Genomic DNA, 24,420 nt, shown 5'->3' with positions numbered 1-24,420 from the left:
CGAGGCGCGCACACGGGCGAGCGGCAGGCCCCGGCCGGCCTCCGGCCGGCTCGCCGAGAAGACCGCATGACGAAGGGGGCGGATGCCGAAGCATCCGCCCCCTTCGTGTGACGTGCTACTTCTCGGTGCCGATGGCGCCGTCGATGTTGCCGCGAACGTCGTCGATCTTGTCGTGGTGCTCTTCGCCGACGACCTTCTTCGCCGCGTCGCTGACGCCGTCGAGGATCTTGTCGCTGATGTCCTCGGCCTGCTCGCTCTTGAGCGCCTCGTCGATCTTGTCCTTGTTCTCCTCGATGAAGTCCTGTGCCTTCTTCGTGATGTCGTCCAGAGCGCCCATCGCCCCCCACCTTCCGTTCTGAGATCGGTCGTGCTCTCGTCATCGTAGGGTGCGGATGACGTGCGGGGAAGGGCACCGACCGCGCCGTCCGCGCACGCCGCGGTTCCGTCATCCGCTCGTCGTCCACCGGTCACCGACCCGTGGCAGACTCGTCACGTGCCAGCGACCATCCCCGCAGCGACCGAACTCCCGGGGCGCTTCGTGCGCCTCACCCCGCTCGCCGAGGCCGACCTGCCCGAGCTCCACCATGCGCTCTCCCGGCCCGAGGTCTTCGCCGGCGGGTTCGGCGGCGGTCCCGCCGGCCTCCCCGAGGGAAGGGCCGCGTTCGACGACTGGGCGCGCGCCTACTACTTCGTCCGCGGCGGCGACCGCGCCCTCCCGTTCGCCGTGCGGATCGTCGGCGGCCCCGACGACGACCGCGTCGTCGGCGCGACGAAGCTCGCCGACTTCGACACCGCGAACGAGTCGACCCACATCGGGTGGACCGGCTACCACCCGTCGGTCTGGGGCACCGCGGTGAACCCCGAGACGAAGCTCCTGCTGCTCGGCCTGGCGTTCGACCACGGCTTCGGGCGAGTGAAGATCCAGGCCGACGCGATCAACGCCCGCTCGCGCGCGGCCATCGAGAAGCTCGGCGCGAAGCTCGACGGGGTCATGCGCCGCGACAAGCGGCGCGCCGACGGCAGCTGGCGCGACAGCGCCGTGTACTCGGTGATCGTCGACGAGTGGCCCGAGGTGCGGGCGGCGCTCGAGACGCGGCTCGCCGCGAGCGGCGACGAGCCCGTACGGCTCTGACGTCCGCTCAGCCGAGCAGGTCGATCGCCCCGTCGACGAGGGCGGCCGCGCCGCCGAGGTAGGCGATGACGATGACCGCGGCACGAGCGGCCCGATGCCCGACCCGCGGGGCGAGCCATTCGCCGGCGACGAGCCCGACGAGCAGCGCGCCGACGATGAACGGCCAGGCGCCGGGGTCGAGCGCGGGCCACGCCCATCCCGTCGCGACGAGCTTGCCCGTGAGGGCGGTGGCGCCGATCGCAACGAAGTACGCCTGCGCGGTGGCCGCGAACGCGGTCTGCGGCCAACGGGTCGCGACGGCGTAGACGCTGAGCGCAGGGCCGCCCACGCCCGCCGAGGCGTTCATGAAGCCCGACGCGGTGCCGGCGATGATCGCCGGGGCCGGCCCGCTCGCCGTGTGCTCGGTGCGGGTGACCACGAGCGTCACGGTGAGCGCGACGATGACGAGCAGGCCGACGCCGAGCTGCAGCACCGGACCGGGCACGAGCGTCGCCACGAGGGCGCCGGCGGCGGTGCCGACGAACGCGGGGATGACGAGCCAGGTGAAGCGCCGCCACTCGACGTCGCGCCACACCCTCGGCAGGATGAGCAGCGACGAGAGCACGGCGCAGAGGTTCACGACGATGACCCCGTCGAACGGCCCGAGCAGGATCACCAGCGCGGGGGAGGCGATGAGCGCGAAGCCCATGCCGGTCACCCGCTGGGCCGCCGCACCCACGAGCACGGAGACGGCGATGGCGAGGAGCACCGGGACAGCCTAGTTCAGTGCCGCCGATCCGCCGTCGGCTTCCGGCGGGCTCAGGGCCGCTCGGGCACGTGCAGCCGGCTGAGGTAGGCGTCGGTGCCCGACGGGGCGCCGCGGCGGTCGAGCCGCGAGACGACGATCGTGACGACGACCGCGATCGGCACCGTCCACGCGGCGGGCTGCTCGAGGAAGGGGCGCAGGGCCGGCGCCGCCGCACCGAGCACGCCGCCGCCGAGGATCGCCGCACCCGAGAGGGCGGCACCGGTGAGCATGCCCGAGATCGCGCCGCGCGCGGTGAGCCCGCGCCACCAGATGCCGAGCACGAGCATGGGGCAGAGCGTCGACGCGGTGAACGCGAACACGAGGCCGACGCTGCCCGCGAGACCCGCCGACTCGGTCGCGAGCGCGACGGCGAGCGGCACGACCGTCGAGACGACCGCGGCGATCCGGAAGCCGCGCACGCTGCCGCCCAGCAGATCCTGGCTGATGACGCCCGCGAGCGAGACCACGAGGCCGGACGAGGTCGAGAGGAAGGCGGCGAACGAGCCCGCGATGACGAGCGCCGTCAGCAGCTCGCCCGCGAGCCCGGGCACGAGGCGGTCGGGCAGCAGCAGGATCAGCGCGTCGGCGTCGCCCGGCGCCGCGAGGTCGGGGGCGAACGCCCGGCCGAGGAAGCCGAAGGCGGTCGGGAACAGGTAGAAGACGCTGAGCAGCACGAGCACGATGACGGTCGTGCGGCGGGCGGCGACGCCGTCGGGATTCGTGTAGAAGCGCACCAGCACGTGGGGCAGGCCGAGGGTGCCGAAGAGCAGGGCGACCATGAGCGAGACGGTGCGGTACACGTCGAGGTCACCGGGGCCGGCCTCTGGCGGGAACGCGGCGACCGGCGGCAGCTCGGCCGTGACATCCCCGCCGCCGACGACGAGGAGCAGGGCGATCACCGGCACCGCGAGCGCCGTGAGCTTGAGCCAGAACTGGAACGCCTGCACGAAGGTGATCGAGCGCATGCCGCCCGCCGCGACCACGACCGCGACGAGCACGGCGACCGCGAGCGAGCCCGCCCACGCGGGCAGCCCGGTCGTGATGCGCACCGTGAGCGCCGCGCCCTGCAGCTGCGGCACGATGTAGAACCAGCCGACCACGATCACGAGGAGGCTCGTCACCCGCCGCGCCGCGAGCGACTCGAGGCGCGCCTCGGTGAAGTCGGGGATCGTGTACGCGCCGCTCCGGCGCAGGGGCGCGGCGACGAAGAGGAGCAGCATGAGGTACCCCGCCGTGTAGCCGATCGGGAACCACAGCGCCGACGCGCCCGTCAGCAGGATGAGCCCGGCGATGCCGAGGAACGACGCCGCCGACAGGTACTCGCCGCCGATCGCCGAGGCGTTCCACCAGGGCCGCACCGTGCGGCTCGCGACGTAGAAGTCGCTCGTCGTGCGCGAGACCCGCAGGCCGTAGAAGCCGATGACCGCCGACACGAGCGCGACGGCCGCGATCGCGGTGTAGCCGATGGCGGGGTTCACGAGTCCGCGTCCTCGGCGAGCGCGCGGTAGCGCGCCTCGTTGCGCGATGCGGCGCGCACGTAGAGGCCGCCGACGGTGATCGCGAGCGGGTAGACGCCGAAGCCGAGCAGCAGCCACGAGGCGGGCACGCCGAGCACGAAGGTGCGATCGAGGTCGGGCACGAGCGCGATCGCGACGACGAACAGCACCGTCGCGACGACGAAGCCCGCGGCGACGGTGAGCGCGAGCCGCAGCTGCGATCGGATGAGCGAGCGCACGTAGACGCCCTGGACGTCGCTCGGCTCGCGGCGGCCGGGTCGCGCGGGCGGCCTGGCGGACGCCCCGCCCGCGTCCCTGCGCGGCGCGGTCACCCGCACCCGCTGCGGTCGTTCCTCGCTCACGGCCGCTCCTCGCTCACGGCCTGGCCCGCAGCGTCGCCTGCTCGAGCCGCTCGCGCAGGCCCGGCAGCAGCCGCCGGCTCACGGGCAGCTCGGCCTGGCCGACCACGACGCTCGGATGGTCGGCGGCGAGCCGCACCCGGGAGACATGGGCGAGGGAGACGAGGTACGAGCGGTGCACCCTGACGAAGCCCGCATCGGCCCACTGCCGCTCGAGATCCGCCATCGGCACGCGCACGAGGTAGCTCGCCTCCTCGGTGTGCAGCCGCGCGTAGTCGCCCTGCGCCTGCACGTAGCGCACGTCGTCGCGGCGGATCATGCGGGTCGTGCCGCCGAGCGTCACCGCGATCATCTCGGGCGAGGCGGATGCCTCGGGCGCGCCGCGGCCCGCGGCGCTCGCGCCCGCCGCGGCGATCGCCTCGACCACCCGCCCGATCGAGCGATGCAGCCGCTCGGTGCGAACGGGCTTCAGGAGGTAGTCGACGGCGGCGAGGTCGAACGCCTCGAGCGCCCCCTCCTCGTCGGCGGTCACGAACACGAGCACCGGGCGGTGCTCGAACCGGGCGAGGGCGCGCGCGAGGTCGAAGCCCGTGAGCCCGGGCATGTGGATGTCGAGGAACGCCGCGTCGACGGGCTCGCGGGTGAGCAGGCGGATCGCCTCGGCGCCGGAGGACGCCTGGTGGATGACGCCGATGCGGGGATCCTGGCCGAGCAGGAACGCCAGCTCGTCGATCGCGGGCTGCTCGTCGTCGGCGATGAGCACGGAGATCATGGGGTGATCCTCCCATCTCGGCGGGGGCCCGCCTTGGGCACGCGCATGCGCACGAGGGTGCCGGCGCCGAGGTTCGTCTCGACCACGAGCCCGTGCTCCTCGCCGTAGACCTGCCTGAGGCGGGCGTCGACGTTGCGGAGGCCGACGTGCTCGCCGCTCGCGGTGCCGCCCGCGAGCGCCCGCGCGAGGGTCTCGGGGTCGATGCCGACCCCGTCGTCCTCGACGGTGATCTCGGCGAAGGCCCCCGAGTCGGCGGCCTCGATCGTGATCCGCCCGCCCCCCTCCTTCGACTCGAGCCCGTGGCGCACCGCATTCTCGACGAGCGGCTGGATCGAGAGGAAGGGCACGACCGTCGAGAGCACCTCGGGGGCGATCTGCAGCGTCACCTTGAGCCGGTCGCCGAACCGCGCGCGCTCGAGCCTGAGGTAGCTGTCGATCGAGCGCAGCTCCTCGGCGACCGTCGTGAAGTCGCCGTGGCGGCGGAAGGAGTAGCGCGTGAAGTCGGCGAACTCGAGCACCAGCTCGCGGGCCTTCTGCGGGTCGGTGTTGATGAACGAGGCGATCGCGTTGAGCGAGTTGTAGATGAAGTGCGGGCTGATCTGGGCGCGGAGCGCACGCACCTCGGCCTCGGCGAGGGCGGCGCGCGAGGCATCCAGCTCGCCCAGCTCGACCTGCGCGGCCACCCAGTCGGCGACCTCGCCGGTGGCGCGCACGAGCCCCGCCCGCACGGGCGAGGCGAAGGCGACGATCGCGCCGACCGGCCCCGCGCCGCCGACGATCGGCGCGGCGACCGCGTCGGTCTCCCACGCGCCGACCGGGATGCGGCGCTGCACCTGTGCGCGGCCGCCCGTGAGCACCTCGCCGACGAGTCGCTCGGCGAGCTGGCGCACCGCGTCGTCGCCGTCGATGGCGATCGTGCCCGAGCGGTCGGCGATCGCGAGGCTGTCGGCGCCGAGGAGGGCGCGCAGGTGCTTGCCGGCGCGCTGCGCGTCGGGGCCGTCGATGCCGCCGCGCAGGTGCTTCGCCGCCCGCGAGGCGAGGTGGAGCGTCTGGTAGGTGGCCTGCTCGGCGTCGGTGCCGAGCTCCTTCGAGGCGACCACGAGGCGGCGCAGGAACAGCACGAGCCCGACCGCGAGCGCCCCGCCGAGCGCGCCGAGGGCGGCGGCGAGCAGCGTCGACTCGGGCATGCACGCCAGCGTAATCGCTCGGCCGCTCCGCCGACCGTCGCTCGTCGTCTCCGCCCCGCCGTTCGTCGCACCGTCGGCGCCGTTCGGCGACGACGAACGGCGGGCGCCCCACGCCGCGCGCGGCGCGCGTCAGAGTGGGCGCACCGCAGCGCAGCGGTGGCGCCCCCGCCCCCGCTCCTGAAGAACACGATCCCGATGAAGGAGACGCCATGGGCAACGAAGCCCTGAGCGCGGAGAACGAGACGGCCCTGAACGTCGACTACCGCGCGGTGCAACAATCCCCCGAGTTCCAGCAGTTGCGTTCGAGGCACCGGAGGTTCGTCTTCCCGGTGCTCGCCGCGTGCCTCGCCTGGTACCTCGCGTACGTGCTGCTCGCGAGCTACGCGCACGACTTCATGTCGACGCCCGTCTGGGGCAACGTGAACGTCGCGATGCTGCTCGGCCTGGCGCAGGTCGTCACGACCTTCGCCGTCACCACCTGGTACGTCAGCTACGCCAACCGCCGCCTCGACCCGCTCGCCGAGGAGATCCGCGGCGAGATCGAGACCGCGCAGTTCGCCCCCGAGGAGGCCGCACGATGAGCGCTCACACCGTCCTCCGCGCCGCCGAGGCCGCACCCGCGGCGCCCGGCGAGCCCTGGCTCAACATCGCGATCTTCGGCGCCTTCGTCGCGATCACGATGATCATCGTGTTCCGCGCGAGCCGCAACAACAAGACCGCCGCCGACTACTACGCGGCCGGTCGCTCGTTCACGGGCGGGCAGAACGGCTCCGCGATCGCGGGCGACTACCTCTCGGCGGCGTCGTTCCTCGGCATCGTCGGGGCGATCGCGATCACGGGCTACGACGGGTTCCTCTACTCGATCGGCTTCCTCGTGGCGTGGCTCGTCGCGCTGCTGCTCGTCGCCGAGCTGCTGCGCAACACCGGCAAGTTCACGATGGCCGACGTGCTCTCGTTCCGGCTGAAGCAGAAGCCCGTGCGCATCGCCGCCGCGACGACGACGCTCGTCGTCTGCTTCTTCTACCTGCTCGCCCAGATGGCCGGCGCCGGCGGGCTCGTCTCGCTGCTGCTCGGCATCGGCGACCAGGTCGGCCAGGCGGTCGTCATCACCGTCGTCGGCGCGCTCATGATCCTCTACGTGCTCATCGGCGGCATGAAGGGCACCACGTGGGTGCAGATCATCAAGGCGGTGCTGCTCATCGCGGGCGCAGGCGTGATGACCGTGTGGGTGCTCGCGCTCAACGGCTTCAGCTTCTCCACCCTGCTCGAGAACGCGGTCGCGACCGCAGGCAACCCCGAGATCCTGAACCCGGGCCTGAAGTACGGCGTCTCCGAGATCGCGAAGGTCGACTTCCTCTCGCTCGGCCTCGCCCTCGTGCTCGGCACCGCCGCGCTGCCGCACGTGCTCATGCGCTTCTACACGGTGCCCACCGCGAAGGAGGCCCGCAAGTCGGTCGTCTGGGCGATCTGGCTCATCGGCATCTTCTACGTGTTCACGCTCGTGCTCGGCTACGGCGCCGCGGCCCTCGTTGGTGCCGACGTCATCGCCGCGGCTCCCGGCGGCCCGAACTCGGCGGCCCCGCTGCTCGCGTTCGAGCTCGGCGGACCGCTGCTGCTCGGCCTCATCTCGGCGATCGCGTTCGCGACGATCCTCGCGGTCGTCGCCGGCCTCACGATCACGGCCGCCGCCTCCTTCGCGCACGACATCTACGCGTCGGTCGTGAAGAAGGGCAAGCCCGAGGCGGGCGCCGAGGTCAAGGTCGCGCGTCGCACGGTCGTCATCATCGGCGTCGTCGCGATCATCGGCGGCATCGGGGCCAACGGCCAGAACGTCGCGTTCCTCGTGGCGCTCGCGTTCGCGGTCGCCGCGTCGGCGAACCTGCCGACGATCGTGTACTCGCTCTTCTGGAAGCGCTTCACCACCAAGGGCGCGCTCTGGAGCATGTACGGCGGCCTCGCCTCGGCGATCCTCCTCATCGTCTTCTCGCCGGTCGTCTCGGGCTCAGAGACCTCGATGCTGAAGACCGAGGCGATCGACTTCGCGTTCTTCCCGCTCTCGAACCCGGGCATCGTCTCGATCCCGCTGGCCTTCTTCCTCGGCTGGCTCGGCACGGTGCTCGACAAGGGCACGGAGGACCCGCTGAAGCAGTCCGAGATGGAGGTGCGCTCGCTCACCGGCGTCGGCGCCGAGAAGGCGGCGCAGCACTAGGGTTCCGGCGGCGGGTGGGGGCCCGTCGCCGGACGGACTCGGCACGGCGGCATTGCCTGTCCCAACCGTGTCGAACTGATCGGGCGGATGCCCCGGGGTCATTCCCGAGGCATCCGCCCGCTTCATGTCACGGCCGCGAGCTGCGCCCGCGTCGGGCGACGCCCCAGCTGAGCAGGCCGACGCCCACGACCGCGACGATCGGGCCGACGATCGCCCAGAAGGTCACGCCGCTCATGACGGAGCCCGGCAGGATGCCGAGGCCCTGGAGCGTCCAGACGATGCCGGCCAGCATCAGCAGGATCCCGCCGACGATGAGCACCCAGTTCATGGATTCCGCCTCTCCTCGAGAGCTACATGTTGATCATGTGACCGGCCAGGCCGTGGAACGCCTCCTGGAGCGCCTCGGACAGGGTCGGGTGGGTGTGCACGTTGCGGGCGAGCTCGAGCGCCCCGAGGTCCCACTTCTGGGCGAGGGTGAGCTCGGGCAGCAGCTCGGAGACGTCGGGGCCGATGAGGTGGCCGCCGAGGAGCTCGAGGTGCTTCCGGTCGGCGACGAGCTTCACGAAGCCGACGGGGTCGCCGAGGCCGTTGGCCTTGCCGTTCGCCGTGAACGGGAACTTCGCGACGACGACGTCGTAGCCCTCGTCGCGGGCCTGCTGCTCGGTGAGGCCGAAGCTCGCGACCTGCGGCGAGCAGAAGGTCGCGCGCGGCATCATCCGGTAGTCGCCGAGCTCCATCGTCTCGGCGTCGCCGATGGTCTCGGCCGCGACGACGCCCTGCGCCTCGGCGACGTGGGCGAGCATGAGCTTGGCGGTGACGTCGCCGATGGCGTGGATGTGCGGCACGTTCGTGCGCATGCGCTCGTCGATGGCGATCGCGCCGCGCTCGGTGAGCTGCACGCCCGCCGCCTCGAGCCCGATGCCGTCGACGTTCGGGGCGAAGCCGACCGAGATGAGCGCCTTGTCGGCGACGAGCGAGCCCGGCTGCCCGTCGGCGCCGGTGTACGTCACGGTGACCGAGGTGCCGTCGTCGACGACGGTCTCGACCTTCGTCGACGAGAGGATCGGGATGCCGAGGTTGCGGTACTGCCTCGTGATCTCCTTCGAGACCTCGACGTCCTCATTGGGCAGGGCGCGATCGAGGAACTCGATGACCGTGACCTCGACGCCGTAGTTGCGCAGCACGTAGGCGAACTCCATGCCGATCGCGCCCGCGCCGACGATCGCGATCGAGCGGGGGAGCTCGCGCGTGAGGATCTGCGTCTCGTAGGTGACCACGTTCTGCGAGAGCTGCACGCCGGGCAGCAGCCGCACCTGCGAGCCGGTCGCGATGATCGCGTTGCGGAACGAGACCGTCTCGACCGAGCCGTCGGCCTTCGTCACGTCGATCGCGTTCGGGCCGGTGAAGACGCCGCGGCCGTCGATCTCGGTGATGCCGTTCTTCTTCATCAGGAAGTGCACGCCCTTGACATGCTTCTCGGACACCTGGCGGCTGCGGTCGAACGCGGCGCCGAAGTCGAAGTGCACGTCGCCCGAGATGCCGAACGTCGCGGCCTGGTCGTGGAAGATGTGCGCCAGCTCGGCGTTGCGCAGCAGCGCCTTCGAGGGGATGCAGCCCACGTTGAGGCACACGCCGCCCCAGTAGCGCTCCTCGATGACGGCGACCCTCAGGCCGAGTTGCGCGGCGCGGATCGCGGCGACGTAGCCGCCGGGTCCTGCGCCGAGGAGGACGACGTCGTATTCGCTCATGGGCGCCAGCCTATGCCTGCAGGCCCCCGGTTTCGAGGGCGCAGGATGCCTCGGGCTGACGTTCTTCGGCGGATTCCGGACAGGGAGTTCCCGCGCGGTTCCGGCGGGCGGCGGGTCGCCGTAGCCTTCGTGGGTGAGCAGCACCGAACCGATCGAAGCCCCCGTCGAGGCATCCGCGGCGCCGAAGCCGAAGCGGCTGTCGACGTGGGTGCAGTTCCTCGCGATGGGGCTCGTGTGGGGTGCGAGCTTCCTCTTCATGAAGGTCGCGCTCGACGGGGTGTCGTTCGGGCAGGTGGCCTGGTCGCGCACCCTGCTCGGTGCGCTCGCGCTCGGGGTCATCGTGCTCGTGACGCGACCGCGCGTAGCGGGGCCCCACGGAGCGCCCGGACCGGTGCTGCCGCGCGAGCCGGTGGTCTGGGGGCACTTCCTCGTGGTCTCGCTCACGACCTGCGTCATCCCCTACCTGTGCTTCGCCTGGGCCGAGCAGTACGTGTCGTCGGGCCTGGCCTCGATCTACAACGCGACGACGCCGATCATGACGGCACTGATGGCGACGCTCGTGTTCCGCGTCGAGCGGCTGGGCCTCGGGCGCTGGGCGGGCGTCGGCGTCGGCATCCTCGGGGTGCTCGTCGTGATCGGGCCCTGGCAGATCACGGCGCTCACCGGCAGCGTCGCGGGCCAGCTCGCGTGCCTCGTCGCGACCGCCTGCTACGGCTTCACCTTCGGCTACCAGCGGCGGTTCCTGAGCGGCCGGCCGATCGCGCCGGCGACCTTCGCCTTCCTCTCGATCGGGGTGTCCGCCGTGGTCATGCTCGCGCTCACCCCGGTCGTCGCGATCGGCCCGGTCGAGCTCGACTGGCCGATCGTGCTGTCGCTCGTCGCGCTCGGCGTGCTCGGCACCGGCCTCGCCTACATCTGGAACATCAACGTGCTGCGCGCATGGGGGCCGACCGGCACCTCGACGGTCACGTACGTCACGCCCGTCGTGGGGGTCGCGCTCGGCGTGATCCTGCTCGGCGAGCGCTTCTCGTGGCACGAGCCGATCGGTGCCGCGCTCGTGCTCCTCGGCATCCTGCTGACGCAGGGGCGGCTGCGGTTCTCACGAAGGGGTTGACATCCGTGCCCGAGGGTGGTTGGTTAGTCAGTGAAGTAACTAACCAACATGCGAGTGATCGCATCGGCGCACCGGATAGGCGGGCATGGACGACTCGCGACCGATCTTCATCCAGATCGCAGAACAGCTCGAGAACGACATCATCGACGGCACGCTGCCCGAAGGCTCGCAGATCCCGTCGATCAACGAGTTCGCGACGTTCCTCAGGGTGAACCCGGCCACAGCGCTGAAGGGGGTGAGTCGTCTTGTCGACGACGGATTCGTGGAGAAGCGACGGGGGATCGGCATGTTCGTGACGGTCGGCGCCCGTGATCGTCTCATCGCGCGACGACGGGCCGAGTTCAGCGCCCAGTACCTCAGACCCCTGCTCGTCGAGGCCGACAAGCTCGGCATCGACGTCGACGACCTGGCGGGCATGCTCGCCGCACTCCGATCCGAGAGGACCGCATCATGACCACCACCGTGGCCCGGGCATCCCGACTCACGAAGCGCTACGGCGACTTCACCGCCGTCGACGCCGTCGACTTCACGCTCGAAGAGAACCGCATCTACGGCCTCCTCGGCCGCAACGGCGCCGGCAAGACCACGATCATGCAGCTGCTCACGGGCCAGCTCTTCCCGAACGGCGGCGAGCTCGAGGTGTTCGGGCGCAGCCCCGCCGAGCATGCCGACGTGCTGCGGCGGCTCTGCTTCATCGCCGAGTCGCAGCGCTACCCCGAGGACTTCGGGCCCAGGCACGTCTTCAGGGCCGCGCCGTGGTTCTTCGAGCACTGGGACCAGGAGTTCGCCGACCGGCTCATCGACGACTTCCGCGTGCCGCTCAAGCGCCCCATCAAGAAGCTCAGCCGCGGGCAGCTGTCGGCGGTCGGCGTGATCGTCGGCCTCGCCTCGCGAGCGCCCCTCACCTTCTTCGACGAGCCGTACCTCGGCCTCGACGCCGTCGCCCGCCACATCTTCTACGATCGGCTGCTCGAGGACTACGTCGCGCACCCCCGCACGATCGTGCTCTCGACGCACCTGATCGACGAGGTCGCGAACCTGCTCGAGCACATCATCCTGATCGACCAGGGGCGGATCCTCCTCGACCGCGATGCCGAGGAGGTGCGCGGCTCGGCGACGACGATCGCCGGCGCCCGTTCGGCCGTCGAGCAGTTCGTCGCCGACCGGCCCGTGATCGGGCGCGAGGGCCTCGGCGGGCTCGCCTCGGTCACCATCGACGGGCGGCTCGACCAGGCCGAGCGCGTGCGCGCCGCCGAGCTCGGGCTCGAGCTCGCACCCGTGTCGCTCCAGCAGCTCATCGTGCACCTCACCGGCGCCGACCTCGCCGGTCCGATCGAACAGGAGGTCGCAGCATGACCACCGTCACCACCACCGCCGCCACCGCCGAACGGGAGACGCCGATGTCGAGCAGGGTCCGAACCGGAGAGATCTGGCGCATCGTGCGCCTGCTCACCGTGAATCCCTCGATCTTCTTCGGCATCCCCTGGCTCATCCTCGGCGCAGCGTGGGCCGTCACGATGATCATCGCGCTCATCATCCAGGGCGCCGGCGCCTCGACCGCCGACATGCAGGAAGGGTTCCGCTACAGCTGGGCCGTGCTCTCGCCGCAGTGGTACCTCGTCGCGGTCGGCGTGCAGGCCGTCGCCTTCACCTTCTCGTTCGCGCTCGGCTTCGGCTCGACGCGTCGCGACTACTGGCTCGGCCTGAGCGCGATGTTCGTGTTCGTCGCCGCCGAGATGGCCGTCGCCATCGCGACCCTCGTGCAGCTCGAGAAGGCGACGAACGGCTGGGGCATCGGCGCAGGCATGTTCGACACGCTCTGGTACGGGCAGTCGGGCTGGGCGTTCGACTTCTTCAGCACGTTCGCACTGCAGCTGTTCGTGCTGTTCGTCGGGGCCGGCGCGACGACGGTCTACATGCGCTGGCGGGTGCGCGGCATGATGATCCTCTTCTTCAGCTTCGTCGCCCTCGTGCTCGCGCTCATCGCCGCGTTCACCTTCACGAACAGCTGGCCGGCGGTGATGAGCTGGTTCGCCGCCATCGGCCTGCTCGGGGTGTTCACCCTGACGCTCGTCGCCGCGCTCGTCTCGGCCGTGGCGGGATTCCTGGTCATCCGGCGGGCGACGCCCCGGTGATGATCACGGGTCATCCGGGGGGATGACCCCGTCGGGCGGGAGATACCTCTCCCGCCCGACGCTTCTTCCGTGCAGCCCGGGCAGGCTCGAAGCATGAGTTCCTTCGTGCTCGAGGCATCCGGCCTCGTCAAGTCCTTCGGTCAGACGCACGCGCTCGCCGGCGTCGACCTCCGCGTCCGCACCGGCGAGTCGCTCGCCATCATGGGAGCCTCGGGCTCGGGCAAGACGACCCTGCTGCACTGCCTCGCCGGCATCGTCGCGCCCGACTCGGGGTCCGTCGCGTTCCAGTCGGGCGGTGCCGGAAGGGTCGAGGTCACCGGGCTCGGCGAGCGCGAACGCTCGCGCCTGCGTCGCGAGGCGTTCGGCTTCGTGTTCCAGCAGGGCCTGCTCATCCCCGAGCTCACCGCGGTCGAGAACGTCGCGCTCGCGCTCATGCTGAACGGGATGCCCCGCGCCCGCGCCGAGGAGTACGGGCGCGGCTGGCTCGCCGCCCTCGGGCTCGCCGGCATGGAGGACCGCCGCATCGGCCAGCTCTCGGGCGGGCAGGCCCAGCGCGTCGCCATCGCCCGGGCGCAGGTCACCGGGGCCGCGGTGGTCTTCGCCGACGAGCCGACCGGCGCCCTCGACTCGGCCACCTCGGCCGAGGTGATGCGGGCGCTCCTCGACTCCACGACCGGTCAGGGGCGCACGCTCGTCGTCGTCACGCACGACGCCGACGTCGCGGGGCGCTGCTCGCGCATCGTCGACATGCGCGACGGCCGCATCGTCGGCGAGCGGGTGCCTGCGGGCTCGAGCGCGAGCGCGGAGGCCGGCGCATGATCGGCCGCGTCGCCTGGCTGCTCGCACGGCCGGGGACGGGCGGCCTCGCCCCGCTCGCGCTGCCCGTCACCGCCTTCGCGATCGTCACCGCGCTGCTGCTCACCGTGCTCGGCGGCGCGCAGTCGTTCTGGAGCTGGACCGACGAGATGGGCGTCACCTACCAGGCGCTCGCGGTCATCGCCCTCGTGCTGCTCGTCGTTCCGCTCGCCTCCCTCGGCGGCGCAGCCGCCCGGCTCTCGGCCCGTCGCCGCGACGACCGGCTCGCGACCCTGCGGCTGCTCGGCGCCACGCCCGCCGTGGTGTCCGCGCTCGCCGTGCTCGAGTCGGTCGTGCTCGCGGTCGTCGGCGCGCTCGCCGGGGTCGTGCTCTACTTCCTCCTCGTGCCGCTCATCGCGCTCATCCCGTTCCGCGGCGAGCCGCTCGGCGTCGACGGCGTGCTGCTCGGCCTCCCGGCGCTCGCCGGCGTGCTCGGCGGCGTCGCGCTGCTCGCCGCCGCGAGCGCGGTGCTCGGCCTCCGCCAGGTCGTCATCTCGCCGCTCGGCGTGCGCACGAAGCAGGATGCCCCGAAGCTGCACTGGGTGCGCATCGTGGCCGGGCTCGCGGTCATCGCGCTCGCGTTCCTCATGATGAGCGTGCTGCAGGTGGCCGGCTCGGTGATGGTGATCCTCGCGATGCTCGCGGCGGCCTTCGGCGGCACGATCGCCGTGCTGAACCTCATCGGCCCGTGGGTGATCCGCCTCGTCGCGCAGTCGCAGGCGCGGCGCGCGAAGACGCCGCAGCGGCTGCTCGCGGCCAGGGCCGTGCTCGAGTCGCCGAAGGCGGCCTGGCGCCAGGTGTCGGGCGTCGCCATGACGAGCTTCATGGCCGTGTTCGCGGGCACGGGCATCGCACTGCTCGGCTCGTTCGGCGAGGCCGGCGACACCGAGTCGATGCTGCTGTTCGCCGACATCCGCACCGGCATCCTGATCACCGTCGTGGGCTCGTTCCTCATGGTCGCCTGCTCGGTCGGCGTGAACCAGGCCGCAGGCATCCTCGACCGGGGCGAGCTCTACCGTTCCCTCGACATGCTCGGCATGCCGACGCCGACGATGGAGGCCGCGCGGCGCCGTGCGGTCATGTCGCCCCTGCGCATCACCGCGATCGGCTCGGCCGTGACGGCGGCCGTCGTCATGCTGCCGCTCACCGGGATCACGATCATCGTCGCCCCGCTGTCGCTCGCGGTCATCGCCGCCGTGCTGGCCGGGGGCATCGGGGTCGTCTGGCTCGGCCTCCTCGCGACGAAGCCGATGCTCGCCCGGGCCGCCGCCGTGGCGTCCTGACCCCTGACCTCCTGCCCCCGCTGCTTCTGCAGGAGATTTGACGCGAGACGCGCTGTCAGCCGACCATGGCGACCGATTTCCTGCTGAAGCAGCGGGGCGGGTGCGCGGGTACGCTCGAAGCATGACCAACGCGCCCGACTTCGACGACCGGGACGCCGCGATGAGCGAACTGCTCGGCATCCGCTCGAGCATCGACAACATCGACGCGGCGCTCATCCACCTGCTCGCCGAACGGTTCAAGTTCACGCAGCAGGTCGGCCGGCTGAAGGCGACGCACGGGCTCCCGCCGAGCGATCCCGGCCGCGAGCAGCGCCAGATCGCCCGGCTGCGGGCGCTCGCCGTCGACGCGCACCTCGACCCCGCCTTCGCCGAGAAGTGGTTCAACTTCGTCGTCGCCGAGGTGATCCAGCACCACGAGGAGCTCGCGAACGGCGGCAGCACCACCGGCGAACTGTGAGCCGCGCGTCGCGCCGGGGCTGGTACCCGCTCGAACTGCCGTCGCTCGCCGGCCGGCGCTACCTCGTCACCGGCGCGAACGCGGGGCTCGGCTTCTTCACGGCGGCCAGGCTCGCGGGGGCCGGCGCGCATGTCGTGCTCGGCGGCCGCAGCCCCGAGCGGCTCGAGGCGGCGATGGCCGCGATCCGCGGCGCCCGCCCCGAGGCATCCATCGAACCGATCGTGATCGACCAGGCCTCGCTCGACTCGGTGCGCGCGGGGGCCGCCCGGCTGCGCCACCGGCCCGCGTTCGACGGCGTCGTCACGAACGCGGGCATGGTGCACACGCCGGGGGAGCGCCTCGAGTCGCCCGACGGCAACGAGCTCGTGCTCGCGACGAACGTGCTCGGCCACTTCGCACTGCTGGCGGCGCTGCTGCCGCACCTCGCGCCGGGCGCCCGCGTCGTGGCGCTGGGCTCGCTGTCGAGCCGGCTGTCGACGTTCCGCGCCGACGACCTGCAGCTCGAGCGGGGCTACGACTTCTGGCGGGCCTACGCCCAGTCGAAGATCGCGACGCAGGTCTTCGCCTTCGAACTCGACCGGCGGCTGCGGGCAGCGGGCAGCAGCGTGTCGAGCCTCGTCGCGCACCCCGGCTACTCGATCAGCGGGCGCACGCCCCGCGTGCCCGGCGTCAACGAGCCGAGCGCGGGCAGCCGGTTCGCCGACGCGCTGCAGGCGGCGTGGGCGCAGGGCAAGCACCGAGGGGCGGAGGTCACGCTGCACGCCCTGACCTCGCCCGAGGCAGAGGGCGGCCAGTTCTGGGGTCCGCGATGGTCGACGAAGGGCGATCCCACCCTCCAGCGGCCCACGCGCACCTCGACCCACCCCGCGATCGGGGCCCGCTTCTGGGACTTCGCCGAAGCGGCGACCGGCACGCCGTTCCCGGTCTCGGCATGAACGAGCCCGCCCGGCGCCCGCGGCTCTTCGCCCGCCCCGGCTTCCGGCGGGCGCTCTCGCGCGTCCTCGTCGTCGTCGGCATCGTGCTCGCCCTGATCGGCGTGATCTCGGCGCGCTACGGCTGGCTCTTCGCGGGCATCGTGGTCACGGGCCTCGGGGCGGCGTACGGGCCGTGGCGGCTGCGTCGCTGAGCGACGAGCGCAGCACCTCGTGCACGAGCGGCCACTCGCCGTGGAGGTCGGCGACGACGAGGTCGGCTCGACGACCCGCGGTGATCTCGCCGCGGTCGTCGAGCCCGACGGCGCGGCAGGGCCCCGAGCCGATGAGCCCGATCGCCTCGGGCAGAGTGCAGAGGCCGAGCCGGGCGAGCCGGACGGCGGCGGCGAGCTGCGCGCCCGGCAGGTAGTCGGAGGCGAGGGCGTCGACGAAGCCGGCCGCGACGAGTTCGGACGCGGAGACGTTGCCCGCGTGCGACCCGCCGCGCAGGGCGTTCGGCGCGCCGGCCACGACGACGAGCCCGCGCCGTCGGGCGCGGCGCGCGGCCTCCATCGTCGTCGGGAACTCGGCGACGGCGCCGCCGCGGTCGGCGAGCTCATCGATCTCGGCGTTGCTCGCGGGGTCGTGCCCGAAGAGGCGGATCCGGCCGGCGCGGGCGAGCTCGCCGAGCCGCTCGAGCGCCTGGTCGCGGAGGTCGAGCCGGTCGTCGCGGTCGGCGCGCAGCCGCTCGACGTGCGCCGCGGCCTCCGCCTCGCCCATGCCCTCGCCGGCGACGAGCCATCGGCGCATCGACGCCGGGTCGGCGTACTGGCCCTGGCCGGGCGTGTGGTCCTCGTGCGAGACGACGAGCACCCGGCCCGGGTTCGCGGCGATGCGCTCCTCGAGCGCGGCGAGCCCGTCGGGGCAGCGCACGTCGACCCGGTGCAGGATCGAGGTGCCCGCGGCCGCGGCGCCCGCGTGCACCCGCTCATCGATCGACGCGGCGATCTCGCTCGCCCGGGGCGAGCCGATCGGCAGCCCGACGGGGCTCTGCGACTGGAACGCGACGCCGTGGTAGGCCGTCGTGATCCCGGCGGCGAGCAGGCGCGCCTCGGCCGACCGGATCGCGAAGCCGACGGGCACCGCCGCCCCGGGGCGGGGGTGCAGCTCGCGGGCGAGCGCATCGCTGTGCACGTCGACGAGGCCGGGCAGGCACATCGCCCCGCGGCCGTCGAGATCGCAGCCCGCGCCGCTCGGGTGCGGGCCGACCTCGGCGATCAGGCCGTCGCGCACGACGATGCGGGCCTCGTCGAGCACCCGGCCCGGCAGCACGGCGCGCACGTGGCCGAGCACGTAATCGGCGGGGGCGCCGGCTGCCGGCCAGGCGGCGGCCGCCGGCCGGGAGGCGCTCACGCCGGGTCGCCCAACTCGAAGACGACGCGGATCGCATCGGCGCGGATCCAGCGCTGGGTGAAGCAGAGCAGCCGGCGGCTGGCCGCGTCGCGATTCACGCTCTCGACGAGCCAGACGGGATCGCCCTCCGAGCACTCGAGCTCGGCGGCCACCTCGTCGTCGGCGATCTCGATGCTCGCCCGCGACGAGGCGCGCTCGGGATCCGCCCCGGCCATCTGCCGGAGGATCTCGTTGAGGGAGCTCTCGTGGCGGATCGCCGTCGGCAGGTCGGGCAGCACGTCGAACGGCACCCACTCGTCGCCCCACGATGCGGGCAGGCCGTCGGTGAACGAGCGCCGGCGCAGGCGGTAGCCGGGGGCGCCCTCGGCGAGGCCGAGGCTGCGGGCCGCCGGAGCGGGCAGTTCGACCGGGTCGCACGAACGCACCACGCCGTGGGGCACCGAGCCGGCCTCGCGCACCGTGCGGCTCCACGAGGGCGGCCGTGCCGAGGAGATGACGTAGTCGATGCGCCTGGCCGAGTAGGTGCCGCCGCCGCGCACCCGGCGTACGAGCAGCCGCCGCGCGAGTTCCTGCATCGCGGCGCGGCCGGCCGCCCGCCCGACCCCGAACCGTGCGGCGATCTCATGCTCGCCGGCGATCTTCGTGCCGGGGGGAAGCTCGGCGATCTCCGCCGCGAGGGTCTCGGCGATGACCAGGTACTTCGTCTCAGCCACGCCGGGAGTGTCGCCCAGGCGGGTGAACCGCGGGTGAAGTCGGCCGGGTTCCTGCACGCTCGGCCGAGCTCTTCGGACAACTCCGACGAAGGGTCGTTCGCGGTTCACCTCCCGGTAACCGTCGGTCCCCTCGGCGTTGAGCGGCCCTGCCTACCGTGACCGAACGGAACACAGCATGCGCCTGCACCGGGCGCAGCGGTCACGAAAGGTTTCCGATGAAGCTCAGCACCAAGGCCTGGCCCGCGCTCGCCGCGGCCGCCCTCCTCGCCGTCGGCCTCGCCGCCTGCGCGTCGCCCTCGGCGGCCGACGACGCCGCGGCGGGCGACTCGGGCACGAAGTTCGCGGTCGACGAGAACACCCTCGTCTTCGGCGTCGTGCCCGACTCGGTCGACACCGAGACGAACTACCAGCCGCTCATGGACTACATCGCGGCCGAGACCGGCAAGACGGTCGAGTACCACGAGTCGACCGACTACGCCGCCCTCATCGAGGCCGCGGTCGCGGGCAAGATCGACGTCGCGAGCTTCTCGGGCTTCACCTACGTGACCGCGACGAACAACGGCGCCGCGATCACCCCGATCTCGTCGATCATCACCGAGGAGGGCCAGGAGCCCGGCTACTACTCCCAGGCGATCGTGCCCAAGGGCAGCGACATCACCGACCTCGCGGGCTTCGCGGGCAAGAAGGTCTGCTTCGTCGACCCGTCGTCGACCTCGGGCTACCTGTTCCCGAGCTACAACCTGCTCGACGCGGGCGTCGACCCGAAGACCGACGTCACCGCGGTCTTCGCCGGCAAGCACGACGTCTCGGTCACCAAGACCGGCGAGGGCGTCGAGTGCGAGGCCGGCTTCGCCGAGGACAGCGAGGTCGCGAAGAGCGACAAGGTCGAGGTCATCGCCGAGACCATGGTGCCCGGCGCGCCGATCGTCGTCTCCGACACGCTCCCCGAGGAGCTCAAGACCCAGCTGACCGAGATCCTCGGCGAGGTCACGATCGACCAGATCATCGAGTCGGGCGTCGAGTCCGCCGACAGCGACGCCTTCCGCAGCGTGTTCTTCGCGACCCTGCCGGTCGACGACGCGTACTACGACACCATCCGCGACATCTGCGAGAAGACCGAAGCGGAGCAGTGCCAGGGCTGAGCCCCCGGCATTGAACGCGCACGGACACGGAACGGACACGAGGCCCGAGATGAACGAGAACACCCCCGCCGGCCCCGACGTCGTCATCGACGTCGAGGGGCTCACGAAGGAGTTCGGCTCGACCGTCGCGCTGCGGGATGCCGCACTGCTGGTCGAGCGGGGGGAGATCGTCGTGCTCCTCGGGCTCTCGGGCTCGGGCAAGTCGACCCTGCTCCGGCATGTCGACGGCCTCGAGACCCCGACGTCCGGGTCCGTGCGCGTCCTCGGCCAGGAGGTGCCGCGCCTGACGGGCCGGCGCCTCCGGGCCCTGCGCAGCCGCATCGGCTTCGTCTTCCAGCAGTTCGAGCTGGTGCCCTCGCTCACGGTGCTCGAGAACGTGCTCACGGGGGCGCTCGCCGAGCTCCGCGGCCCGCGCCTCGGGCTCTGGAGCTACCCGCGGCGACTGAAGCTCGCCGCGCTCGGCCATCTCGACCGCGTCGGCCTCCTCGACCGTGCGTACCAGCGCGCCGACACGCTCTCGGGCGGGCAGCAGCAGCGCGTCGCGATCGCCCGCGCCCTCATGCAGGACCCCGAGATCCTCCTCGCCGACGAGCCCGTCGCCTCGCTCGACCCCGAGTCGAGCGAGCAGGTGATGGCGCTCATCCGCGAGATCGCCATGGACGCCGGGCTGACCGTGCTCTGCAGCCTGCACCAGGTCGACCTCGCCCTCTCGTGGGGCGACCGCATCGTCGGCCTCCGCCACGGCGAGGTCGTGCTCGACACCCCGGCCGACGGGCTCTCGAAGACCGAGGTCATGGAGATCTACGGTCGCGTCACGACCGCCACCGCCGAGCTCGAGGCCATCGAGCGAGAGCTCGTCGACGAGATCGGCGCGGATGCCCCGGCGCGCGAGGACTCCGCCGCGGCCGAGCCGCTCGTGGCCGCCGGCGAGAACCTGGCGCGCTGATGTCGACCCTCGTCGCACCGTCGCGGCGTCCCGCCGAGGCATCCGATGCCCGTTCGATCGCCGAGCGCGCGCCGAAGCGCGGGGTGTCGCCCGAGCGGATCGCCGCCTCGCTCACGCTCGTCGCGATCGTCGTCGCCGCGATCGTGGCGATCGCCGAGTCGGGCATCTCGATCCCGGGCATGGTCGAGAGCTGGGGCAATGCCGAGCGCTTCTTCGCCCGCGTCGGCCCGATCAGCTTCCCCGAGCCGGCGCAGCTGCTCTACCTCACCGGGCTCACCGTCGGGCTCGTGCTCTGCGGCACCCTGCTCGCCGCCGCGATCTCGGTGCCCGTCGCCTACCTGGCCGCCTCCAACACGACCCCGGGCGCGGGCTGGCAGGCGTTCGGGCGCTTCGTGACCGCGCTGACCCGCGCGATCCCCGACGTCGTGCTCGCCATGGTCTTCGTGCTCATGTTCTCGCTCGGCTCGCTGCCCGGCATCCTCGCCATCGGCATCCACTCGATCGGCATGATCTCGAAGCTCTTCGCCGACGCGATCGAGCAGATCGACGAGGGTCCTCGCCTCGCGATCCGCGCCGCGGGCGGCTCGAAGTGGCAGGAGTTCACGAGCGGGATCCTGCCGCAGGTGCTGCCGTCGTGGGTCGCCACCGTGCTGCACCGCAACGACATCAACCTGCGCGGTTCGGTGGTGCTCGGCTACGTCGGCGTCGTCGGCCTCGGCATGGAGATGTCCTTCGCGTTCAAGTCGCTGAACTACTCGCTCGGCCTCGGCATCGCCCTCGTCATGTTCGCGCTCTGCATCGTCATGGAGGTGGTCTCGAGCGTCGTGCGCGCGGCCATGCTCGGGGTGGCGCCGACGGGGCGCGGGCTCGGCGACCGGCTCGTGCGGCGGGTGCGGCGCGGCAGGGTCGCGGGTCTCGAGGCGCCTCCCTCGTCGGCTGCTCGGCCGGCGGGACGACCGCCGGCGGGATCGCTCGAGGCCGCCCTCCGCCGCCCGTGGGACGCCGTGCGGGTCCGCAACACCGTCTGGGGATGGGTCGCGCTCGCGGTCGTCGTCGGCAGCGTGCTCATCTGCAACATCCAGTGGGGCGACCTCATCACCTTCTGGGCGAAGGTGCCGGCGATCGCGGTGCAGTTCTGGCCGCCGGACTTCGGCAACTACGACGCCGCGACGATGTTCGGCGCGATGGGGCAGACGATCGGCATCGCGCTCGCCGCGACCCTGCTCGCGATCGTCGTGTCGGTGCTCGTCGGCTCGCTCGCCGCGCGCAACGTCGCCCCGAACGGCGCCACCCGCACCTCGATGCGGCTGCTCCTCGTCGTCATCCGCGGCATCCCCGAGGTGATTCTCGCGATCGTGCTCATCGTGATCACCGGGCTCGGTGCGCAGGCCGGCACGCTCGCGCTCGCCTTCGGCGGCATCGGCCTCGCCGGCAAGCTCATCGCCGACTCCTTCGAGGAGGTCAAGGCGGGCCCCGAGCGCGCGCTCCGCGCGACGGGTGCGAGCCGGTCGCAGGTGTACGCCTCGGCGACCCTCCCGCAGGGCATGCGGGCGCTGCTCGGCCACAGCTTCTACCTGCTCGACACGAACATCCGGGCGGCGACCATCCTCGGCATCGTCGGCGGCGGGGGCATCGGCTACTACCTGCTGAACGCCGGACAGGGGTCGAACTACCAGGTGGTGACGGCGATCGTGCTGATGATCCTGGTGACGGTGCTCGTCGTCGAGGGCATCGCGATGTGGATGCGGCGGGTGTTCCGATGAGCGGCGCGGTCACCCGGGGTGCCGCCCGCACCGTCGGCTACGACGTCGCCGTCGTCGGCTCGGGCGTCGTCGGCCTCGGCGCGGCGCTCGCCGCGCACCGGCGCGGCCTGCGGGTCGTCGTGATCGAGCGGGGCAGCGAGCCGAGCGGCGCCTCGATCCGCAACTTCGGCCACCTCTGCTTCACCCCGCAGCACGGCCTCGCCCGGGAGTTCGCGCTCGCCTCGCGCGAGCTCTGGCTCGAGCTCGCTCGCGATGCCGGGGTCTGGCTGCGCGAGTCCGGCACGCTCGTCGCGGCCCGTCACGACGACGAGCTCGCCGTGCTCGCCGAGCTCGCCGCGCTGCGCGGCGACGGCGACGTCGCCCTGCTCGACGCGCACGACGCCGAGGCGCGCATCCCGCTCGCACCGGGCACCGCCGTCGGCGGGGCGCTCCTGCCCCGCGACCTGCAGGCGAACCCCCGTCAGGCGCTCGGCGCGATCGCCGGGCACCTCGAACGCGAGGGCGTCGAGTTCCGTCGCCGCACCGCGGTGGGCCGCGTCGGCACCGGTCGCGTCGAGACGAGTCGCGGACCGATCGACGCCGACGAGATCGTCGTCGCGGTGAACCACGACCTCGACCTGCTGTTCCCCGAGCTCGCAGAGCAGCGCGGCATCGTGCGCTGCGGGCTCGACATGCTGCGCGTCGACGCCGGCCTGGCGGCGCCGCTGCCCGCACCGGTGCTCACCGGCTGGTCGCTCGTGCGCTACGGCGCCTTCGCCGCGACCGAGGCGGCGCATCGCCTGCGCGAGCGGCTGCACGCCGAGCGGCCCGATCTCGCCGCCCTCGACCTCAACCAGATGTACACGCAGCTGCCCGACGGGTCGCTCATCGTGGGCGACACCCACTACCGGGGTGCCACCGTCGCGCCGTTCCAGGGCGAGGCCGCCTTCGAAGCGCTGCTCGAGGTGACCGGCTCGTTCTTCGGCGTGCCGCGGCCCCGGGTCATCGAGCGCTGGCAGGGCGTCTACGCGAGCGGACCGGACGAGTTCCTCATCGAGCGGCCCGAGCCGGGCGTGCACCTCGCGATCGCGACGACCGGCATCGGCATGACGTGCGGGCTCGGTCTCGCCGAGCACGTCGTCGGCCTCGCACTCTCCGCACCTTCGACCACCTCCCAGAAAGGGCGATCATGACCACCGACACCACCCACACGACCGACACCACCGACGCCGCGGTCACCACCGTGGCCGCCGACCTCGCCGTCTCGGCGGACGAACTGGCCGAGCTCGACGAGTTCGCCGAGCTCGCCGACCCCGACGACGTCGACGAGGAGGGTGAGATCGAGCTCATCGTGCTCGACATGGCGGGCACCACGGTCGCCGACGACGGCGTGGTCGAGCGTGCGTTCGCGCTCGCCGCCGAGCGCAGCGGCATCGCCGCGGGCGACGACTTCGCCGAGGCCCTCGAGTACGTGCGCGACACCATGGGCCAGTCGAAGATCGAGGTCTTCCGCGTGCTCGCGGACGGCGACGAGGACGCGGCGCAGCACGCCAACGCCGAGTTCGAGGGCGCGTACGCCGAGCTCGTCGCGAGCGAGGGCGTCGCCGAGATCCCCGGCGCCGCGCGCGTCATCGAACGCCTGCGGGAGGCCGGCGCCTCCGTCGTCCTCACGACCGGCTTCTCGCCCGTGACGCGCGACGTCATCCTCGATGCGCTCGACTGGCACGGCCTCCCCGACCTCGCGCTCTCGCCCGCCGATGCGGGTCGCGGCCGCCCGCACCCCGACCTGCCGCTCACGGCGCTGCTGCGCACCGAGACGAGCGCGGTCGAGGCGATGGTCGTCGTGGGCGACACGGTGAGCGACATCGAGTCCGGCGTCGCCGCGGGGGCCGGTCTCGTCGTCGGCGTGCTGACCGGCGCCCACGATCGCGACGCGCTCGAGGCCGCCGGAGCCGACGCCGTCATCGAGAGCATCGTCGAGCTGCCCGTGCTGCTCGGCCTGCACGGCGAGTAGGCGCG

The 24,420-nt window shown here is 72.4% G+C and carries 27 protein-coding genes; 17 read left to right on the top strand and 10 right to left on the bottom strand.

Annotated features, from left to right (window positions below):
- Positions 1-115: 115 nt before the first annotated feature.
- On the bottom strand, positions 116-337 hold the full coding sequence (locus ACFVTH_RS05625) for a hypothetical protein (RefSeq protein ID WP_387087548.1): 222 nt from the start codon (positions 335-337) through the stop codon (positions 116-118).
- Between the two features lie 156 nt (positions 338-493).
- Here ACFVTH_RS05625 and ACFVTH_RS05620 point away from each other — a divergent pair, with 156 nt between their 5' ends.
- On the top strand, positions 494-1,132 hold the full coding sequence (locus tag ACFVTH_RS05620) for a GNAT family N-acetyltransferase (protein WP_387087546.1): 639 nt from the start codon (positions 494-496) through the stop codon (positions 1,130-1,132).
- Between the two features lie 7 nt (positions 1,133-1,139).
- On the opposite strand, the gene ACFVTH_RS05615 is transcribed toward ACFVTH_RS05620, so the two are convergent.
- The 5 genes from ACFVTH_RS05615 to ACFVTH_RS05595 are packed head-to-tail and all read right to left on the bottom strand — an operon-like array spanning position 1,140 to position 5,733.
- Positions 1,140-1,880, bottom strand: coding sequence for a TSUP family transporter (locus ACFVTH_RS05615; protein ID WP_387087544.1), 741 nt, complete (start codon positions 1,878-1,880; stop codon positions 1,140-1,142).
- Positions 1,881-1,930: 50 nt separating this feature from the next.
- On the bottom strand, positions 1,931-3,397 hold the full coding sequence (locus ACFVTH_RS05610; protein ID WP_387087542.1) for a cation acetate symporter: 1,467 nt from the start codon (positions 3,395-3,397) through the stop codon (positions 1,931-1,933).
- Complete coding sequence (locus ACFVTH_RS05605; RefSeq protein ID WP_387087540.1) at positions 3,394-3,777, bottom strand: DUF485 domain-containing protein; 384 nt, start codon at positions 3,775-3,777, stop codon at positions 3,394-3,396. Before ACFVTH_RS05605 ends, ACFVTH_RS05610 begins: the two co-directional genes overlap by 4 nt.
- A 13-nt stretch (positions 3,778-3,790) precedes the next feature.
- Positions 3,791-4,546, bottom strand: coding sequence for a LytR/AlgR family response regulator transcription factor (locus ACFVTH_RS05600; protein ID WP_387087538.1), 756 nt, complete (start codon positions 4,544-4,546; stop codon positions 3,791-3,793).
- Positions 4,543-5,733 (bottom strand): sensor histidine kinase, encoded by a 1,191-nt coding sequence (locus ACFVTH_RS05595; protein ID WP_387087536.1) that lies wholly within the window; start codon positions 5,731-5,733, stop codon positions 4,543-4,545. The genes ACFVTH_RS05600 and ACFVTH_RS05595 overlap by 4 nt, the downstream gene beginning before the upstream one ends.
- Before the next feature lie 209 nt (positions 5,734-5,942).
- On the opposite strand from ACFVTH_RS05595, the gene ACFVTH_RS05590 reads away from it, so the two are divergent.
- On the top strand, positions 5,943-6,314 hold the full coding sequence (locus ACFVTH_RS05590) for a DUF485 domain-containing protein (RefSeq protein ID WP_386942175.1): 372 nt from the start codon (positions 5,943-5,945) through the stop codon (positions 6,312-6,314).
- A complete protein-coding gene (locus ACFVTH_RS05585; RefSeq protein ID WP_387087534.1) occupies positions 6,311-7,942 on the top strand; it encodes a cation acetate symporter in 1,632 nt (543 codons plus the stop codon). Before ACFVTH_RS05590 ends, ACFVTH_RS05585 begins: the two co-directional genes overlap by 4 nt.
- Positions 7,943-8,069: 127 nt before the next feature.
- On the opposite strand, the gene ACFVTH_RS05580 is transcribed toward ACFVTH_RS05585, so the two are convergent.
- Positions 8,070-8,270 (bottom strand): hypothetical protein, encoded by a 201-nt coding sequence (locus tag ACFVTH_RS05580; RefSeq protein WP_387087532.1) that lies wholly within the window; start codon positions 8,268-8,270, stop codon positions 8,070-8,072.
- A 22-nt stretch (positions 8,271-8,292) separates the two neighbouring features.
- Positions 8,293-9,690, bottom strand: coding sequence for a dihydrolipoyl dehydrogenase (lpdA, locus tag ACFVTH_RS05575; RefSeq protein ID WP_387087530.1), 1,398 nt, complete (start codon positions 9,688-9,690; stop codon positions 8,293-8,295).
- A gap of 223 nt (positions 9,691-9,913) precedes the next feature.
- Here lpdA and ACFVTH_RS05570 point away from each other — a divergent pair, with 223 nt between their 5' ends.
- From ACFVTH_RS05570 to ACFVTH_RS05530, 9 genes are all read left to right on the top strand, one after another.
- On the top strand, positions 9,914-10,804 hold the full coding sequence (locus tag ACFVTH_RS05570) for a DMT family transporter (protein ID WP_387088750.1): 891 nt from the start codon (positions 9,914-9,916) through the stop codon (positions 10,802-10,804).
- A gap of 85 nt (positions 10,805-10,889) precedes the next feature.
- Entirely contained in the window at positions 10,890-11,258 is a 369-nt protein-coding gene (locus tag ACFVTH_RS05565) for a GntR family transcriptional regulator (RefSeq protein ID WP_387087528.1), read from the top strand.
- Complete coding sequence (locus ACFVTH_RS05560; RefSeq protein ID WP_387087526.1) at positions 11,255-12,160, top strand: ABC transporter ATP-binding protein; 906 nt, start codon at positions 11,255-11,257, stop codon at positions 12,158-12,160. The genes ACFVTH_RS05565 and ACFVTH_RS05560 overlap by 4 nt, the downstream gene beginning before the upstream one ends.
- The gene (locus ACFVTH_RS05555) at positions 12,157-12,939 is read left to right on the top strand and encodes a hypothetical protein (RefSeq protein WP_387087524.1); all 783 of its coding nucleotides are present in this window, start codon (positions 12,157-12,159) and stop codon (positions 12,937-12,939) included. The genes ACFVTH_RS05560 and ACFVTH_RS05555 overlap by 4 nt, the downstream gene beginning before the upstream one ends.
- A 93-nt stretch (positions 12,940-13,032) precedes the next feature.
- On the top strand, positions 13,033-13,758 hold the full coding sequence (locus ACFVTH_RS05550; RefSeq protein ID WP_387087522.1) for an ABC transporter ATP-binding protein: 726 nt from the start codon (positions 13,033-13,035) through the stop codon (positions 13,756-13,758).
- Positions 13,755-15,077 (top strand): permease, encoded by a 1,323-nt coding sequence (locus ACFVTH_RS05545; RefSeq protein WP_387087520.1) that lies wholly within the window; start codon positions 13,755-13,757, stop codon positions 15,075-15,077. Before ACFVTH_RS05550 ends, ACFVTH_RS05545 begins: the two co-directional genes overlap by 4 nt.
- 121 nt (positions 15,078-15,198) lie before the next feature.
- A complete protein-coding gene (locus tag ACFVTH_RS05540; RefSeq protein ID WP_387087518.1) occupies positions 15,199-15,534 on the top strand; it encodes a chorismate mutase in 336 nt (111 codons plus the stop codon).
- Complete coding sequence (locus ACFVTH_RS05535) at positions 15,531-16,469, top strand: SDR family NAD(P)-dependent oxidoreductase (RefSeq protein WP_387087516.1); 939 nt, start codon at positions 15,531-15,533, stop codon at positions 16,467-16,469. Before ACFVTH_RS05540 ends, ACFVTH_RS05535 begins: the two co-directional genes overlap by 4 nt.
- Positions 16,466-16,660, top strand: coding sequence for a hypothetical protein (locus ACFVTH_RS05530; protein ID WP_387087514.1), 195 nt, complete (start codon positions 16,466-16,468; stop codon positions 16,658-16,660). The genes ACFVTH_RS05535 and ACFVTH_RS05530 overlap by 4 nt, the downstream gene beginning before the upstream one ends.
- On the opposite strand, the gene ACFVTH_RS05525 is transcribed toward ACFVTH_RS05530, so the two are convergent.
- A complete protein-coding gene (locus tag ACFVTH_RS05525; protein WP_387087512.1) occupies positions 16,614-17,858 on the bottom strand; it encodes an alpha-D-ribose 1-methylphosphonate 5-triphosphate diphosphatase in 1,245 nt (414 codons plus the stop codon). The genes ACFVTH_RS05530 and ACFVTH_RS05525 overlap by 47 nt on opposite strands.
- Entirely contained in the window at positions 17,855-18,571 is a 717-nt protein-coding gene (locus tag ACFVTH_RS05520) for a GntR family transcriptional regulator (RefSeq protein WP_387087510.1), read from the bottom strand. Before ACFVTH_RS05520 ends, ACFVTH_RS05525 begins: the two co-directional genes overlap by 4 nt.
- A 215-nt stretch (positions 18,572-18,786) precedes the next feature.
- Here ACFVTH_RS05520 and ACFVTH_RS05515 point away from each other — a divergent pair, with 215 nt between their 5' ends.
- From ACFVTH_RS05515 to ACFVTH_RS05495, 5 genes are read left to right on the top strand one after another with little or no spacing between them, the layout of a single operon-like run.
- The gene (locus tag ACFVTH_RS05515) at positions 18,787-19,713 is read left to right on the top strand and encodes a phosphate/phosphite/phosphonate ABC transporter substrate-binding protein (RefSeq protein ID WP_387087508.1); all 927 of its coding nucleotides are present in this window, start codon (positions 18,787-18,789) and stop codon (positions 19,711-19,713) included.
- Between the two features lie 49 nt (positions 19,714-19,762).
- A complete protein-coding gene (gene phnC, locus ACFVTH_RS05510; protein ID WP_387087506.1) occupies positions 19,763-20,659 on the top strand; it encodes a phosphonate ABC transporter ATP-binding protein in 897 nt (298 codons plus the stop codon).
- Positions 20,659-22,422 (top strand): phosphonate ABC transporter, permease protein PhnE, encoded by a 1,764-nt coding sequence (phnE, locus tag ACFVTH_RS05505; protein ID WP_387087505.1) that lies wholly within the window; start codon positions 20,659-20,661, stop codon positions 22,420-22,422. Before phnC ends, phnE begins: the two co-directional genes overlap by 1 nt.
- Positions 22,419-23,594 carry a TIGR03364 family FAD-dependent oxidoreductase gene (locus ACFVTH_RS05500; RefSeq protein ID WP_387087503.1) on the top strand — a complete coding sequence of 392 codons (1,176 nt, stop codon included), beginning with the start codon at positions 22,419-22,421 and terminating at the stop codon, positions 23,592-23,594. Before phnE ends, ACFVTH_RS05500 begins: the two co-directional genes overlap by 4 nt.
- Entirely contained in the window at positions 23,591-24,415 is an 825-nt protein-coding gene (locus tag ACFVTH_RS05495; RefSeq protein WP_387087501.1) for an HAD family hydrolase, read from the top strand. The genes ACFVTH_RS05500 and ACFVTH_RS05495 overlap by 4 nt, the downstream gene beginning before the upstream one ends.
- Positions 24,416-24,420: the final 5 nt, after the last annotated feature.

This window comes from Agromyces sp. NPDC058104, from assembly GCF_042884835.1.
GTDB lineage: Bacteria > Actinomycetota > Actinomycetes > Actinomycetales > Microbacteriaceae > Agromyces.
Note: the sequence above shows the minus strand (reverse complement) of the source record. Positions and strands in the feature narration are given on the sequence as shown.